The sequence below is a fragment of the Methanosarcina acetivorans C2A genome, assembly GCF_000007345.1.
Lineage (GTDB): Archaea > Halobacteriota > Methanosarcinia > Methanosarcinales > Methanosarcinaceae > Methanosarcina > Methanosarcina acetivorans.
On the sequence record NC_003552.1, the window covers coordinates 3,415,066 to 3,431,377 of the forward strand.

Genomic DNA, 16,312 nt, shown 5'->3' on the forward strand with positions numbered 1-16,312 from the left:
AAGTTAATTTTATGTTTAAGTTTCTATCGTTTGTGAAATACGACTATTAAAGGGAAAAAAATTCTATAAAGGAAAATTGAAATTCTACAACTGTATGTATAATCCATAATAAAGTCAAAACAAGAATATAAATACTATCTAGAAACAGATAGAATTGCTCTAGACATAAAAAGAACGAACCTGAGATTTTTTAATGAAATATGGATATTTCAGAGATTATTAAGGAAAGTTGAGTATTATAAAAATTGCAAAAATTCTATTTTTTACCGTCCCTACTATTGTTATTTATATTTAATGTTTTACCTACTAAAAATATTTCTTGGTTTTCATGTTGGACTAAATGTTTTCGGTCCAGGATTAGCCATAAGTCATGTAGGTACGATTATTGTCAACGGAAACGCAAGAATAGGTGAGAATTGCAGGATACACGTATGTACGGTCATCGGAACTAAAGCAGGAACAAGTGGAAAAACACCAAAAATAGGAAATAATGTTTACATTGGGCCAGGAGCAAAAATATTTAGAGATATAGAAATTGCGGATGGAATAGCTATAGGAGCTAATTCAGTCGTGAATAAGTCATTTACAGAACCAAATATTGGGATTGCAGGGATTCCAGCTAAGAAAATAAACGGTAGAGGTTCTGAGGGACTGGTCCCCAAAAAGTTGCTCATAGAACTAAAAAAAGATTATCCTGAACTTTTCGAAAAAACCTGACGAATAATCGGGTATTACCAGAACTTCCATCATGCCTCTTTATTTTCAAAATTTTCCTGATGCTCTTTACATCTCTTAGTTTTGTGCGTTCATACAATACGTCAAATTTAATTTCAGAATACTTTAATTTAAGGTCGTCAATAACAGCCTGGGACTTGCTAAATTTAACTTCGATGAACTCCTTTGCCATTTCAAGCCTTTTTTCCTGATCTTCAAAAGCATGATACCGAACAAACTTTGTTTTTACATTAGTACTTTTAGGAGGAAGCACAGTTGTTAAGAGCTTGCTGTTCCAATCTAAGATAGAAACTTGGACATTATGCCTGATTCGGCTCTTAAATGGAATTGAAAAGAGTTCCTCTTGGAAACTCTTTCTGGGTGCTTGGAGCAGTTCTGATTGTGAGACACAGGTAAAAATAAGGTTGTTTATGATCCAATTAAACGGCTATTCTGCTTCACTTAAAAGGTAGTATCTATAGAAAAGGTAGTATCTATAGAAAAGGTAGTATCTATGAGTTTGTTATAAAACCAGAAGATCAAGCAGGGAAGGTCAAAGCAGTTTGGAAAGGGGGAGAAATGTGAGTACGTATAACAATGGCATTCTTTCATTCAGGTTCAGGAACGAGAGAATCGAAGTAATGCTGGTTCATCCGGGTGGGCCGATCTGGGAGAGTTAAATCAACCTAATAGAAAAATAGTGCATTTATGGGCTCTTGAAAAAGACCTGGATAACATAATTGTAAGTAATACATTTACGCCTGAGTGGCCAAAAAACTCCGGGAAAATACACGAGTATTCAGAGGTCGGCAAAGCAGGATGGTTCGATATTGAGCTGGCTAAGAAAAAAAATTAGAAAAGGACAAATTGGTTTTATTGGTAAACTCATGGATGCTATAAATTATTCCCAGAAGGAAGAGCACATGGACAGGGAAAAAAGGTGTAGACAAACTACATTATTTTAAACGATAACAAAGTTTGATGATCTGGAGAGAAAACTTATAAGACTATAATTACCGTAGATGTTTCTTATCGATTTTGCTCATGCCAACCACAGCAAAAAAAGAGGGGATTTTACCCCCTAAATAAATTATACTTTGAGAAGTTCAAATCTTATGGCCTTCAATACTTATTTAATTAATCTTGCTCTCGAATATATGAAATACAATCTGTCAATACGATACCATACAACATCATATAAAAATCTAGCATAAGAGAATGGATAATTCGCCCAAAAAACCAATTTCTTGAAACGCGATAGCTCTCTATAACCCTCTACCCGCATGGATTCGCTTAAAAATCCCTTCCAGATAAGAGATTTTTGCATATGTTTCCATCGCCTGAATATATGGGCTATTATAAGTAAGAAGATACCAGCGATTGCGAATTGTTTTTTTGTCACCTTTTCACCCCCCAATGACTTAACAAACTTAATAATATTAATTAGATAATCTCGAATAGGACAAACTTTCCTGTATTTAGCTAAACTAGACCTCGAACCAACCTATTTCGAAATTAAAGTTCTTGTTGGAAAATTTTCAAACATTTTCAAAAAATAAGAAAATCTTATTTTTGATAGTTCGACATGTTCAAATATATCTCCGTCCTCCTATAAATTTTTGTTCCAAAAAGACTTGAATTGTCCAGTTCCCATATAATTGGACATTTTCTAATGGAAAGTCCCTGCCTTCAAAAGTTTGCTTATATGCACGCAGCCTTATGTCCTATCTGATTGTATAATATACTCTTAGCCATAGGCGAGGGATTTTATCCGTTTACAAAGATATTCACAGGTTCGAATCCCACTTCTCACACAAAACTTTTGGGATATAGGTGACTCAAATTTTTTGTATGCTAGTACAGAGATAATGCACAACCATTTTTTCGAAAGTTGCCCTAACAGAAATTTCCTCTCTTTTTATGGCGGCTTCATGACAAACTTCTGCATCCCTGACTACATGGGAATAGGAATATCAGCTGCTATGGGTGTCAACGGCGGTTAAGAATTCCCCATTTTCGGCGGATTAAAATTCCCCAATTCTCAATCCTTGAGAAAAGTTCGAGGATTGTGAATCATGCTGAAAAAGGAGGATTTATTCTTGATTCGAGATTTAAGTTCACAAAACTTGAGCATTAGTGAAATCGCCAGACAAACCGGTTTTGACAGGAAAACTGTGAGGAAATATCTCCAGCTGAAAACCTTACCTGAACCCCAGAAACGTCCCGGAAGAAAGAGCAAGCTTGATCCATATAAACCTTATATACTCAAAAAGCTTGAAGAAGGCTCCTACACTACTGCTCGGCTCTATCGGGAAATCAAAGAAATGGGTTTTGATGGAGGAATGACCATCGTCAAGGACTTTGTAAGAGAAGTCCGACCTCAGCAGGGAGTCCCTGCTGTATTCCGCTATGAAACAAAACCAGGTGTACAGGCTCAGGTTGACTGGGCAGAGATGGGAACAGTTGAGGTTGATGGAAAGATAAAGAAACTCTTTTGCTTCAACATGATTCTTGGATATTCCAGGATGAAATATGTTGAATTTACACTGGGCATAGACACTTCCACTCTTATCCAGTGTCATCTGAACGCCTTTGAGTACTTTGGAGGATTTACACAGGAGATTCTCTATGATAACATGAAACAGGTTGTTATCAAAAGAGCCTTAAAATCATCAGATTCTGAATGGAACTCACAGTTTGAGGATTTCTTCAAATGCTTTGGTTTTATTCCACGGTTATGCAGGCCTTACAGGCCTCAGACAAAAGGTAAAATTGAAAATACGGTAGGCTATGTCAAGAGGGATTTCTTCCTTGGAAGACGATTTACCTCTCTCGAAGACCTGAACGCCCAAGTTCACAGGTGGTTGGAAAGGGTAAATTCAACTGTCCACGGAACAACCTATCAAATCCCCCTTGAACGTTTTAAGGAGGAGAAACTGATCCCTCTGGATCAGGTTCCTCCTTACAAAGTTGTCCATAAGGAGACCAGAAAGGTCTCCAGAGACTGTTATATTTCGTTCCTTGGAAATAAGTATTCTGTTCCTTACAGGTTTGCAGGAAGAACTGCAGAGCTTCAGATTTTTGAAGGAATATTCGAGGTCTATGTTGATTATGAGAAGGTTTGTGAACATGAAATTCTTTCAGGTAATTGTAGGGTTTCCAGAAAAAAGGAACATTTTCAGGGCCTCCTGAGTGAGATTCTTAAAGAGAATTCAAAATGCAAGAAAGAATTACAGATTCCGTTGAAGTTCTCAGGTCCTGAAGTTGAAAAGAGGTCTCTTGACATCTATGAAACATTCAGTGACGGTGATTTTGAATGAACAATTTCAGCTATGAGAGACTTCACAGTAACCTGCAATACCTCAAACTGAATACTATTGAAGAGGTTCTGGACAACTATCTTGAAATTGCTGCAAGAGATAGCAAGACAACAATGGAAGTACTTGATTATCTGTTTGAACAGGAAAAGAAGCACAGAGAAGCTGCTGCAATTGAGAGAAGGATGAAAAGTGCAGCATTTCCTGTGAAAAAGACGCTTGATGAATTCGATTTTGAGTTTCAGTCATCTATTGATAAAAAAGTCATAGAAGACCTTGCAACCTTGAGATTTGTTCATAACGTAGAAAACGTTGTTTTCCTTGGTCCTCCCGGAGTTGGAAAGTCTCATCTTGCAATCGCTCTTGGGATTGAAGTAGCAAAAGCAGGGATTTCGGTTTACTTTACCAATACAGGAAACCTTATCGAGAAGTTGAAAATAGCAAATCGAGAAGGAATGCTTGAAAAGAAACTCAAAGGCTTTATGAAATTTAAAGTTCTGATCATTGATGAAATGGGTTATCTCCCATTTGATGAGGAAGGAGCTCACTGTTTATTTCAGTTGATTTCCAGACGTTATGAAAAGAGTTCGACCATCTTTACGTCAAATAAATCATATGGAGAATGGGGAGAGATATTCAAAGACCAGGTAATAGCGGCTGCTGTACTTGATAGAATTCTCCATCACTGTACTACAATTAACATCAGAGGAGAAAGTTACAGGCTGAAAGAAAGGAAGAAACATGGTATAAAATCAGGAAATATCTACCAGTAATTTCTAACAAGTTTATGAAAAATTGAGTAAAATTTATATCAAAAGATGGGGAAATTTAAACCGACCAATGTGGGGAAAATTAAACCGCTGTTGACATGGGCAAAGGTACCGTCCAAGAGATTCGTGTATACCGGGATAATTGAGATTACCTTTTATCTTTTTTCAAATTGCGTCACATCTATAAAGATAACTTAAATTGAAATTAGAATAATTTAAAAGGAAAGAAGGTTTAGGTGGCGTTTAGCCTATAATTCCGATCTCCTTATCAGTCGGCTTGAATATAAATAAAAACAATCAGTTATTTCTGCTGATCTACCCTGAGTTCTTAAAGAAATTAACTTCAATGTACACTACATACAGTAAAGAAATATAATATCAATGTCAGTCAGTTCATTTTCGAAAAATTTATATGCCGCTGATATTTATATATCCTGCTGTAATAGTGAGATCGTCGGAAAATGTCATAAAATATCTGCCGATAAATTGCTCTATTTTGAAAACAAAAGCAGAATCGAGTTTTTTGAAACCCTATTGCAAAATAGCTTCTAGCAAAACAAGGATTGAAACAATAAAAAACAAAGGAGGAATATATATAAAACGAAATGAAGATGATTGGAATCAGGAACTTAAGCCAGACATGAAATACTATCAAGGCTGGCATTTGATAGTTCTGCTCATTCTTGTGCTTGCCAACGTATATATAGAAATTAAATGGCTTTTCTTTAGCTAAAAATTACAAAACAGCTTCCACGCACTATATTACCAGGGTAATAGGTATCTCAAAAAAGTGTACGCTACTGAAATATATTAACAGCAACATTTTCTATAAAGTTGCCCTGGCAAAAATTAGTTCTTTTTTATAAGTCGGGTTAATAAAAAAATCAAATTTTTTGTACGCTTTTGCAGAGTATACGCACACCCACTTCTTTTCAAAAGTTGTCTTAACTAAAAATAAAAAATTATTCATGCGTCTTCGGTTAAGTGAGGAATCGTGATAAATTGCCTCCATTCTCACAACAGTTGCCAATACTTTTAATGTGTTGTGGACTGGAACTGGGTATCGATTTCATGTAATAAGGCCAAAATTTAAGGCAGCCTTTTGGTGCAAAACCGATAGCTTTCAGGCAAAAAATTCCTTAACCGATGACCAATGAAAAATTATTTATCTTTTTGAAAACCCGTAAACAATCTTATATCCTAGATTCGGCAGGTAAACAAATATCTTAATATTATTAATTTTATATCTTTTTCCTGGTTTTCCCATGGCAGAAAAAGACAGCAGTAGAAGAGTTGAATCCTCCCTAAAACGTACAAGGTTCTTAGGTCACCTTGGTCTGATAGTTGGAGTGTTCCGAGAACTTGAGGTTGACAATCTGATCGATGAAAAACTTCCCAAAGAAAGGGATCATACTGTCCCTCACTCAGTCTGCATCCTTGCCATGTTGCTCAATGGTCTTGGTTTCGTAGGGCAACGTCTGTACCTGTTTCCTGATTTTTTTAAAAACATTTCTACGGAAAGGCTTTTCGGAGACGGTATAACAAGAGAGGATCTGAATCAATACGTTATCGGAGAGACTCTTGACAGAATCGTAAAATATGGCCCTACAAAACTGTTTACGGAAATTGCTCTTCACATCATGACTCATCTACCTATTCCTGTTCATTGTTTACACGCTGACACTACAAGTGTCAGCGTTTATGGGGATTATGATGACGAAGAAACTGAGTCTATTGACATTACTTTTGGAATTCCCAAAAACGGAAGATGGGACCTCAAACAATTTGTACTTAGCTTGATTGTTAATCAGCATGGGATACCTCTTTTCATGAACACACATTCAGGAAATTCTTCCGACAAAAACACAATTCTGGAAGCGATCCAGTCTCTCAAATCAGTTTTAAGACCTGAAAGCGAAGTTTACTACGTCGCTGATAGTTCCTTTTACACAGACAATAATATCAAGAACATGGGAAAGTCATTCTGGATCAGTCGTGTTCCCGCAACAATTACCGAGGCAAAGGAACTGCTAACTGCAAATCTGAACCTGAAAACGCTAAAAAGCGACGAAAGATACTCATTTTATCAAACCTTTGTGGAATATGGTGGAGTCAAACAAAAGTGGGTTTTGCTGCTTTCTCACAAGATGAAAGAGAAGAAAGAGCAAACTCTCAGGACGAAGCTTGAAAAAGAGGTTGAAAAAGCAGAGAAGTCTTTTAAAAAACTGAAAGGAGAGGACTTTTTTTGCGAAGAGGATGCATTAAAAGCTGCAGAAAAATGGATTCAAGATTTCCCTTCTGTCTCATTTGAAAAAGTAGATGTGAAATCCATTAAAAAACGTGAGTTGGGGAAAAGAGGCAGACCTTCAAAAGATGAGCAATTAAAGACTTATTGCAGGATTAATGGAATCATAAAGGTTAATGATGCTTTTGTTTTAAATGAAATGGATAAAATGGGACTTTTTATTCTTGCAAGTAATGATATCAATCTTTCTCCTGAGGATATGCTGAAGTATTACAAAGGGCAGGATAACGTGGAAAAAGGATTCAGATTCTTGAAAAGTAACACCTTTAGCATATCGAAAGTTTACCTCAAGAACAAAAAGAGAATTGAAGCGATGACTATGATAATGGTTCTCTGCTTAATGATTTATTCAATTGCAGAATGGAAATTAAGGACAAAATTAGAAGAAGAAAATGAAACGATTCCAGATCAAAAAGGGAAACCAACAAAAAGACCTACAATGAGATGGATATTTTTCAATTTTCAGGGAATTACAGAACTTATTTCTCAGAACAAAGGACAAATGAAGTCAGAAATATTGAATATGGAGGAGATTCACTGGAAGATACTGGGTCTAATGGGAGAGAAATATGAAAATATCTATCTCTAATTACGTTAACCTGCCGAATCTAGGTTATATGTTTTGCATTTACCCATGCGGTTATCGATAGGAAAATATAAGGTTTCAAAATATAGAATTGTCCACTGCCTATAATTGCTGAAATTTGGGAGAAATGTATAACATTATTTGACCCTGATAAAATGGTTGTTACATTCTCATAAAACGAAAGAAGATTATGAACATCGCTAGATAATGTATTAAAGGTCACTTCGCACGTAGGAGAAGTGCTTTCTGTCTGTACCGGCACATTTAACTTCATTGGTCTATCCCGCTTTCATACAAACGAGCTACTACCACTGGACTTCACTCCAAGAGCTGCGGGAATTGGGTGATGTGGAAGTCGTGGAGGAAAGAATCGTAAGGGATGGAAATATCTGGACCTCGGCAGGCATTTCTGCTGGCATTGATATGGTGCTCGCATTTGTTGAATACATGACTGACGAAAAAACGGCGGGCAAAATTCAGCTCGGTGCCGAATACTATCCGTCCGGCAGGTCATACGGTATGATGCACCAGATCCCGCAGGCTCCTGAATATTTGAAGAAAAGGGACTGAATGTCCCTCAAAATTTTTCAAAAACCTTACTTCCATGTTACTTCAAGAGGCTTCCTGCGAGGGATTCCGTATACTTTGTATTTCGGGTTGCCAAACATCATTGCATAGGCAAACTTCCTTCCTGCTGGCAGGTCGAGTTCTTTCTGGAGAGGTTCATAGAACATGGAAGCCGCTGTAACAAAGCCAGCCCAGCATGTCCCTATCCCGAAAGCCGGTGCAGCGAGATCAAAATGGGTGAAGGCAATGATGGCATCTACAGGTGCAATGGGACTTTCCTCTGGAATGTGGGCGAAGAGCAGGTGCGGAGCACCCCGACAGATGACGTCGTATCCCTGCTCCCATGCAGAAATAAGCGCAGGTACGTAACCGCTCATCGGGTGGGGGGTGTTCAGGAGGGTTCTCATCCATTCAATAGTGAGTTCGGCAATTTTCCTCACTTTTTCAGGGTTATGGACAACGAGCCACTGCACCGGCTGGGCATTGGTTCCGGACGCAGCGTAGCGGGCAATATCAAGGACTTCAAGGATTTTCTCCTTTGGCACAGGCTCTCCGGTAAAATGCCGAACTGATCTGCGTTTCTTGAGGTAAAATGCTATGTCCTCTGGAGAGATAGTACCTGCACCAGTTGGCAGGGGAACTTTCTCATCGGGGCGGAGGTTAAGAACGAGAGCCTCAGAAGGGCAGAAAGCCTCACAGTGCCCGCAATAGAGGCAGTGTAAAATGTTTTCGTCCTGCACTTGTGGAAGATGAGTCTCATCAACTGGATCGATGATACCTGAAGGGCATACCTTTACACAAATACCGCACCGTGTGCAAAGATCTTGATTAACAACAATGTGAGTCATAAGTATCAAAACCTGTTAAGGGCAGATACGTAATCAGCCCCTTTTAAGGCAGATATGTAATCGGTAGTATTTAGTTACTTGTCTTTATTTCTCTACCTGTGAAGCTCTATTCTTCATTCAATTACCTGATGGGTAAAGAAATAAAGGTTACATATTTGCCTGTCATAAAGAAAAAGGATCTTAAATCCTGGCTTCCTGCGCTTTTTATCCCCAAATTTTTTCACTGATTCCAAGTTTTTATACCGTCCCCTCTTTGATTATCACATTATTCTTGCGTTAAGATTCCAGAGCATCTACTTCTGCCAGGAATTCAAGAGCGGGCTTGAGAAGCAAATTTATGTCTTGCGATATGGAACAGATGGTCTCCTTCAATCAGGACCAGCTTTGCACCGGGAATCCCTTGCGCCAGCTCTCGGGTGATCTTCATGGATACAACCTGATACTTTGTGCCATTTATTATAAGAGTGGGTGCTTTGACCTGGCTCAGCAACTTCCTGCCATCAAAATTAAGGGCTGCCAAACTTTGCCGGGTGAAGGATTCAAGTGTTGGCGGATATTGCTGCTGGAAAAGGAACTCAGCGCCCTTCTTCATCTGCTTTTTGCCTCCAGGCAGTTTCCACATGAGACCCCAGATTAAATTCCTCGGGAAAGGAACCCAGTGGAATGCTGAATGAAGCACCAGACTTTTGACATGCTCAGGATATTTTGTAGCAAGCAACAGGGCTATGCAGGAACCCATGGGAAAGCCACTGGAATGAGCTCGTTTTATTTCCAGCAAATCTAAAAGCCCGATTAAGTCTTACTGCCATCATTTCAATAGAGTAAGGGATATCCGGCTTGTCAGTCCTTCCGACACCCCGGTTGTCGAAGGCAATTACCTTATATTTTTGGGCATATCTGTCTAGGTAACTGGTTTTTCCCTCCCCCTGAGTTATTACCTAACTTTGACAGTGAAATAAAAATAAGTGCTCTTTGTTTTGATTCATTCGATCAAATGAAAATTAATACAAAACAGAGAACATTCCCTACAATTCCTAACAAAAATATATGTATTTCTATTGGAACACTGCTTGCCGTCTGATTCTACTACGAAAAGCTTCATTTCTGTGATATTTTTAACAAGCATAAAAGTAAAGGTCTTGATCTCAATAGTTTACTGATTGGTTTGTTAAGTTACAAACTGACTGAGAATTTCAGTATTAAAGAAGCTGGCAAATGGTTAAACCAAAAAGAAATTCTCAATATCTTAAATCTTAAGCGCTTTCATGAAAGAGCCCTTTACAGGGTTCTTATAAATCTTAGGTTATAATTTCCTTTTCCCAAATAATCATCGAAGACAATTCTCATGCTTTCCTCAGTGAAATATCCCGTGCTGCAGCCCAGCTCGACGGCCCTTCCCAGGCCTCGCTTCTGGCTGAGCCTGTCACGGGCTGACTGTCGCAGGGTTGTACACATCAGGTTATCATTGCCTCGTCGTGCTGGTACGCTATTGCGCCCCCGAACTTTTCGCTGTTTTCCGACATACCACGCTCCATGCTCATCCTTCTGAGTCCGATTTTTTCCATTACCTGACGGCCGCATATGCAAAGGAAAGCAGGCTGTTGACCGGCTTGCCCTCGTTTTTCCCGCGCAGGTAAGCCGTCCGGTAATCCCCGCCGGTCATCTTTTGCCGCAAGGTGAAGCCTCTCTCGCTGAGGAACGCTTCGAGAGCCACCTCATCGACGCCGAACAGGAAGGGCTCACCTGCGTCCGTCACGGCTTTTTGCCAGTTCCGGCCGGCTTCCTGCTCGCAGGTGCCGTCAACCAACGATGCAGGGATGTAATCGAAGACCATTGCACTGCCCCTGCCTGAGCTATGCGCGATGAAGGCAAGCACCTTGTCTACTGCTGTTGGAGGGAGGTAATAGACAAGCCCTTCCAGGAGGAACAGCGTCTTCCGGGAAGTGTCATATCCGCTCTCAGCGAGCCTCTGACCCAGATCATCGACGGCGAGGTCTGCAGGGACGTAGGTGACGTGACCCGGCAGCACGCCGAAGATCTCCCGGACCTTGTCTGTCTTTAGCTTTTGGGTGGTCGGGACATCGACCTCGAAGACACGGACGCGCTCTAGCCCTTCGATCCGGTAAGCGCGGGAATCGTACCCGGCGCCCAGCACCACGAGCTGCTCCAGGCCATCGGTGATCGATGCTTTCACGACGTCGTCGAAGTACCTCGCCCGGACTAGGCAGGAGACACCGACACCCGGGACTAGGCGCTCGGACTGCTCCAACATCGCCCGCGCCTCGGCTGTATGGCTGCTATAGTACTCCATGGTTTCCCGACTGATGAAGTAGAAGGCGTAAGGATCGTAATAGATGCGCTCCTCCTCAGGCTTCCGGGATTCCATCGCCCTGATGATGGCAAGGGTCTCCGCAGTTTTACTCGGGTCCCTGCCTCTGCTATCGTTTTCGCGTGTCTCTTTTCTATTGTTTGTTTGCTGCATATCCAGCCCTCCTTACTATCTGATCGCAAGGAACAGTCATCGATTAATCTTCGCCGTGGATCTCGTAGTACATATTGATATCTTTTACTTTTACAGTTGGCATGTCTTCTCGCCTCGATCACTCTTTCATTCCCAATCATTTTTCATTTATGATCACTTTTTGATGATATTTCCAATAGCATCCGCTATCCAGATACAGGCACATTCTTTTGCTCTTTTCTAGCTTTAGAAAGAATAGAATCAGTATTTATCGAGCGCTGTTGCCTAAGCCCATTTCATCGGAAACTGGACGATTATCGAGAGCGTTGCCGATAAAGAGGAGGAAATCCTTTACAAACTGATCATAGCTGATCCCTCCGATTTCCAGAATTTTTTTCCAATTAGGGTCCAGACAGATGATGCTGTTGCACATAAGGTTCATGATAAAAGCCATTTCAAACGGATCAATATCGTTTCTTATTGTCCCGTCTTCCATTCCTTCCTTAAGCACATCGCGGTTCAGTAAAAGGTCTTCTTTTATCTGCTCCATGACCGCCTTCATATCTTCGTTTTCTTTTTTCCTGAACAGCTTCGGTCCAATGGCACAGATCATCCGATAATATTCCTGATTTTCCTGGACGAATTCGAAGTATTTTTTTCCTATCAACCTATGTTTTTCCCGGCCAGATATTTCCAGCTCTATGCACTCTACCAAAATTTCATGCATTTTACGCATCTTGCGTAGAGTGATGGCAAAAAACAGAGCGTCTTTGTTTTTAAAGTAAAGGTAAAGCGTACCTTTGCCAAGTTCTACCTCTTTTGCTATCTCTTCCATGGGGACGCTGTCGAAGCTCCTGGAGAAAAACAGCTTCTCAGCGGCATCGATGATAGCATTCTTTCTCTGTTCCTTTTCTCTTTCTTTTCTGTCAGCGGTTGCCATTATCTTCACCGTTATGACCTATAACTATAATATGACTATTGGTCATTGTATGAATGAGAGTCAAACAATATAAGGTTTCTGTTTTATCCCAATCAGTCATGCTGAAGCTGAAAAAGCCTGGACAGTATAATTGTAGTCCTTCTCAGGAGGGCGGACTGTTATAGAAAACGCATTGTGTCTGTTGAGATCTTCAGTTTGGTATTTTCTAATGAATAAAAATAGGTGTTGATCATATCCCTTTTCTAAAAAGGGAAGGATTTACCCTGAGTTAACTTCATGACTCTAAATGTAAAACTTTTGATTGAAGTATGTTTCTCTTACAGACTTTGCTTTCTCTTGAGCTCATTTTTCCAGTCCCGTCTTCCATATCAATGTCAGATTGAACCCCTTTGTATTATAAGGAGCCACCTGTGAAAGGTCTGTTCATGGGTGAGGGTTGTCGCAAGGAAAATCAAAACCGTCGGCGCACGATTCGATATCTTTTGAACCGATGCATTTAATCACTTTACATGATCCTGACTTACGCGGACGGGTAAGGGGCACAACCGTTTTCTCTTCAACATCCTTTACAAAAAGTTTTCTTCCGTTGGGATAACAGTGCTGCGTTCTTCCGTTAGCTTCCGATGAGAGGGGTAACTTTTGTCATGGTGATTTGCTTCATCTTAAAATCTTACTGCCATGTCACCTCAAAGGGTTTCCTGCGGGGAATCCCATAGGCCTTGTACTGAGGGTAGCCAAACATCATCGTGTAGCTACATTTCCGTCCAGCAGGCAGATCAAGTTCTTTCTGGAGGAGACTTTTTATTATTTTCTGGTTTTTCGTTTTCCCTCTATATCGTGCAAAACAATAAAATTTTAATTATATTGATATATTTTTTCTATTTATGGGAAAAGGAAACATTGCAATAGATAAATCAATGATAAAAACGATAGTTGACGGCAAAATAATAATTCCTTTGCCAAAAGTTTTGGTTGGAAATCGATACTATCCTATGTTCTCTATATTCTCCCCTACTCAGTGTGATAGTTGTGGAAGTAAATTACATGTTAACTCTCATCACACTCGTTTTATTATATCACGTTACGGCACTATATCTCTCAATGTTACATACTGGCTTTGTCCCACTTGTAAGAAACATTATCATGATCGGGTTATTGGTGTTCAGGGTTCTGCAAATTACAGTTCTGAATATTATGATACACAAATAAATGGTAACTATTCAGCCACCGATAAAAAAGTATGTTTTTTGAGCAATGCCGTAATTCTCAGGCTAATAGCGGCGCTCCATTGAGCGCCGCTAGAATAGCATCCATGACATTGAGTTCATTCTTTTTAATTGATGATATGTAAGCCCTAATTCTGCAGAAAGCTACCGCTCCTTCTATACTTCTGAAAGTTCCTGATATTTTCTGTTGTAGCTTCATCATCCTGATATCTCTTTCCGCTTGATTGTTGTCAAACGAAACTCTCAGGTTATTGAGGAATCGCAGAATCTGTTCCTTGTGTAGTATGAACCTATCAAGGAGATTCTTTGCTTTTGTTTGTGCTTTTCTTCCTCTCTTTTTCACCTGTTCTTTTAAGGGATCAGGCGGTGGATTTTCTTCAATTCCTCCCTGCATTATTGCATCGTATATTCCCTCGAGTTCCCTTACTTTTTCTGGATCTATTGGAATTTCCATCTCCCTACATTCATCAGTATACTTTTTCATCTCACTGAGTAGTTCATTTATCTCTTTAGCCCATTGCTGCTCAAAATTCTCTTCAATCCCGGTAAGTTCCCGTTTAAGATGAGCGTTGCACAGAGCATGTTCACATTCATACTTGTTATATGAAGCAAATCCATCATGAACTGCTACCCCATTGTATTGCAGAAGAAATCCCAGAGCATCCATTGCTTCTGTCCCTCTTTTTGGATGTGGGAAATAGTAGGTCCATAAATTGTTTGAGACAACATGAAGCCACCATTTCGTCCCTAAAACTCTCATCCCTGTCTCATCACAATGAGCAGTATGAGACGCTAATAGATGTTTCATAGCAGCTTCTTCAAAAGGTTGCAGGTTCTGAAAACATTCTATTTCCGCCCTTTTTATGGTAGCAGGGCTGATACGTACGCCGTAGAAGTCCTCTACCAAATCACAAATCCTTTCATATGGAATAAATTGATAGTTCCTCAAATACAGAATTGAGGCTAAAAGACGAGGACCATATTGAATAGGGAATTTTATAGACTCTGGAAAAGAACCTTTGTTAACTTTCCCGCAGTGAGGACACTTCTTGATTTCACAACGATGTTCAGTAAATATGATTTGGGCAGGAGGAATTTCAGCTTCTTGCCTACGTTCATAGTCCTGAACTTCAGTATCTTCAAGATGATGACCACAATGATCGCAGTATTCCGGCGAATGGTATTTTATCTAATCAGGGTTTTCAACCAGTTTAAGAGTTTTTCCAGGATGACCTTTTTGACCACCGGCTTTTTTGCCGCTACTCTTACGGAGACTCTTAGGTTTTGGTTTTTCGTTACAAAAAACATCAGTAGAAGGAGGTTTACTGCTATTTTGGCTGTTTTGATTCAAACGAGCCTCTAAAATTCTTACACGTTCTTCAAGTTCAGCAATCTGAGAAGCTTGTTTCTCTATGATATACTCAAGTCTCTGGATTACAGCAATAACTGCTTCAGGACCAGCTTCATAAATTTCAAGGATCTCTTCACGTGTAAGCATGATAACGAAATGAAATAGTATTCAATTTATATCCAATTTTTCCTCGAAACGAGGAAAAATTGCTTTTACGAAGGTATAGATGAATAGTTACAATAAATGTCAGATACGATGGACGATGCAGTCTGCACAATTCTCGGCGAATTGGGGAAACATATACAGAAGGAGTAATAAATGTCTGTGGAAGAGCTCCTTGTCCCACTTCATTGTGGTTATATGAACAGAAACTAGCAAAACTTTCAAAGCAAGAACTTTTGAACCAAGGAGTTAGCTTTGAAGAAACATTGTATGTTGATGGGAATTGGATCAAGAATGGATGGAAAAAAAAGCTTGAAGAATTTATTGGAACGAAACTCACAAAGAAAGAATGGAAAAAAATGCGATATAAATCTGTTTACGTTGTTGCTACCAAAGAGAAGGTCATTTTAGATTTTGAAGTAACTGAGAGGTTACCAACAATTGAGGCTCTGATGCCTCTTTTCATACGAATAAAGAACCGATTTCCTGAAGATAAAATCAAAAAGATTGTTTCTGATGAGGATAAAGCGATCATTGGAGCCGTAAAAATGGTCTTTCCTGAAGTGACTCATTCTTTTTGTGTGTTTCATCAATTAAAAAACGTTAGTAAGAGGTATTATGAGGAATTCAGTTCTGTTGAAGAGATTCCAGATAACGATAAGATTACCTACAATGAGATATCTCAATTGATACTTTCTGATACGGTTATCAGTGCTGTTGCGCATATTCAGAAGATACGAGAATTTAACTCTGATCTTGAACTTTCTGAAGCGTCTCATAAAGCGATTTCTTATGCCGAAGAGATTTTCAGCAAGAATGTGAGCTTCTTGAAAAAAGGTTTTACACCTGAGACAGATAATACAATGGAACAAATATTTTCTTTGATATGTGATATAGTAGACAAAGTAAGGTCATTCAAAACCGATAATGGACTAACTAATTTTTGTTACAATCTATTTACTTTTTTCAACAAACGGTGTTTCAGCACTGGAAAATGGAAAGGTTTCTCACCTTTAATGAGAGCAAGATTCCAATATGGATAATGCTAGAATTGGAGAATAATTA

General features: G+C 39.4%; 13 protein-coding genes and 2 pseudogenes. 9 read left to right on the forward strand and 6 right to left on the reverse strand.

The genetic code is table 11. The annotated features are described in order from the left end of the window. Nucleotides 1–294 precede the first annotated feature (294 nt). A complete protein-coding gene (locus tag MA_RS14330; protein WP_011022695.1) occupies nt 295–717 on the forward strand; it encodes a serine O-acetyltransferase in 423 nt (140 codons plus the stop codon). Here the strand turns inward: MA_RS14330 and MA_RS25650 are convergent. Next, on the reverse strand, nt 671–1,150 hold the full coding sequence (locus MA_RS25650; RefSeq protein ID WP_083755939.1) for a CRISPR-associated endonuclease Cas1: 480 nt from the start codon (nt 1,148–1,150) through the stop codon (nt 671–673). The genes MA_RS14330 and MA_RS25650 overlap by 47 nt on opposite strands. Before the next feature lie 1,639 nt (nt 1,151–2,789). Here MA_RS25650 and istA point away from each other — a divergent pair. The 5 genes from istA (at nt 2,790) to MA_RS14365 (ending at nt 8,262) form a co-directional block, all read left to right on the forward strand. Next, the gene (gene istA / locus MA_RS14345; RefSeq protein ID WP_011022071.1) at nt 2,790–4,034 is read left to right on the forward strand and encodes an IS21-like element ISMac9 family transposase; all 1,245 of its coding nucleotides are present in this window, start codon (nt 2,790–2,792) and stop codon (nt 4,032–4,034) included. Then, nucleotides 4,031–4,804 (forward strand): IS21-like element ISMac9 family helper ATPase IstB, encoded by a 774-nt coding sequence (gene istB / locus MA_RS14350; RefSeq protein WP_011022070.1) that lies wholly within the window; start codon nt 4,031–4,033, stop codon nt 4,802–4,804. The genes istA and istB overlap by 4 nt, the downstream gene beginning before the upstream one ends. A 493-nt stretch (nt 4,805–5,297) precedes the next feature. Beyond that, complete coding sequence (locus MA_RS14355; RefSeq protein ID WP_157860252.1) at nt 5,298–5,534, forward strand: hypothetical protein; 237 nt, start codon at nt 5,298–5,300, stop codon at nt 5,532–5,534. A gap of 532 nt (nt 5,535–6,066) precedes the next feature. Next, entirely contained in the window at nt 6,067–7,695 is a 1,629-nt protein-coding gene (locus tag MA_RS14360) for an IS1634 family transposase (protein ID WP_011021085.1), read from the forward strand. A 336-nt stretch (nt 7,696–8,031) separates the two neighbouring features. Further along, nucleotides 8,032–8,262: a hypothetical protein gene (locus tag MA_RS14365; protein WP_226990607.1), complete on the forward strand. Its 231-nt coding sequence runs from the start codon at nt 8,032–8,034 to the stop codon at nt 8,260–8,262. A 26-nt stretch (nt 8,263–8,288) separates the two neighbouring features. Here MA_RS14365 and MA_RS14370 read toward each other — a convergent pair whose 3' ends face one another. Then, a complete protein-coding gene (locus MA_RS14370; protein WP_048065510.1) occupies nt 8,289–9,107 on the reverse strand; it encodes a nitroreductase family protein in 819 nt (272 codons plus the stop codon). Nucleotides 9,108–9,417: 310 nt separating this feature from the next. Then, complete coding sequence (locus tag MA_RS14375) at nt 9,418–9,885, reverse strand: alpha/beta fold hydrolase (RefSeq protein ID WP_011022698.1); 468 nt, start codon at nt 9,883–9,885, stop codon at nt 9,418–9,420. Between the two features lie 216 nt (nt 9,886–10,101). Here MA_RS14375 and MA_RS27155 point away from each other — a divergent pair. Further along, nucleotides 10,102–10,398 (forward strand): annotated as a pseudogene (locus MA_RS27155) (IS1634 family transposase); the annotation flags it as partial. A 273-nt stretch (nt 10,399–10,671) separates the two neighbouring features. Here MA_RS27155 and MA_RS14380 read toward each other — a convergent pair. Both MA_RS14380 and MA_RS14385 read right to left on the reverse strand, forming a co-directional pair. After that, nucleotides 10,672–11,589 (reverse strand): SAM-dependent methyltransferase, encoded by a 918-nt coding sequence (locus MA_RS14380; protein ID WP_011022700.1) that lies wholly within the window; start codon nt 11,587–11,589, stop codon nt 10,672–10,674. 247 nt (nt 11,590–11,836) lie between these two features. Further along, nucleotides 11,837–12,508: a TetR/AcrR family transcriptional regulator gene (locus tag MA_RS14385; RefSeq protein ID WP_048065512.1), complete on the reverse strand. Its 672-nt coding sequence runs from the start codon at nt 12,506–12,508 to the stop codon at nt 11,837–11,839. 884 nt (nt 12,509–13,392) lie between these two features. Between MA_RS14385 and MA_RS27165 the strand changes: the two genes are divergently transcribed. Further along, nucleotides 13,393–13,800 (forward strand): hypothetical protein, encoded by a 408-nt coding sequence (locus tag MA_RS27165; RefSeq protein WP_011022702.1) that lies wholly within the window; start codon nt 13,393–13,395, stop codon nt 13,798–13,800. On the opposite strand, the pseudogene MA_RS14390 reads toward MA_RS27165, so the two are convergent. Next, a pseudogene (locus MA_RS14390) lies at nt 13,775–15,232 on the reverse strand (IS66-like element ISMac8 family transposase). The gene MA_RS27165 and the pseudogene MA_RS14390 overlap by 26 nt on opposite strands. A 251-nt stretch (nt 15,233–15,483) precedes the next feature. Between MA_RS14390 and MA_RS14400 the strand changes: the two are divergent. Further along, complete coding sequence (locus tag MA_RS14400; RefSeq protein ID WP_011022704.1) at nt 15,484–16,290, forward strand: transposase; 807 nt, start codon at nt 15,484–15,486, stop codon at nt 16,288–16,290. Nucleotides 16,291–16,312 lie beyond the last annotated feature (22 nt).

What these genes read in the sequence shown, in the direction of transcription:
- MA_RS14330 (WP_011022695.1), top strand. Translation starts at nt 295, where the DNA reads ATGTTTTACCTACTAAAAATATTTCTTGGTTTTCATGTTGGACTAAAT.
- istA (WP_011022071.1), top strand. Translation starts at nt 2,790, where the DNA reads ATGCTGAAAAAGGAGGATTTATTCTTGATTCGAGATTTAAGTTCACAA.
- istB (WP_011022070.1), top strand. Translation starts at nt 4,031, where the DNA reads ATGAACAATTTCAGCTATGAGAGACTTCACAGTAACCTGCAATACCTC.
- MA_RS14360 (WP_011021085.1), top strand. Translation starts at nt 6,067, where the DNA reads ATGGCAGAAAAAGACAGCAGTAGAAGAGTTGAATCCTCCCTAAAACGT.
- MA_RS14370 (WP_048065510.1), bottom strand. Translation starts at nt 9,107, where the DNA reads ATGACTCACATTGTTGTTAATCAAGATCTTTGCACACGGTGCGGTATT.
- MA_RS14380 (WP_011022700.1), bottom strand. Translation starts at nt 11,589, where the DNA reads ATGCAGCAAACAAACAATAGAAAAGAGACACGCGAAAACGATAGCAGA.
- MA_RS14385 (WP_048065512.1), bottom strand. Translation starts at nt 12,508, where the DNA reads ATGGCAACCGCTGACAGAAAAGAAAGAGAAAAGGAACAGAGAAAGAAT.
- MA_RS27165 (WP_011022702.1), top strand. Translation starts at nt 13,393, where the DNA reads ATGGGAAAAGGAAACATTGCAATAGATAAATCAATGATAAAAACGATA.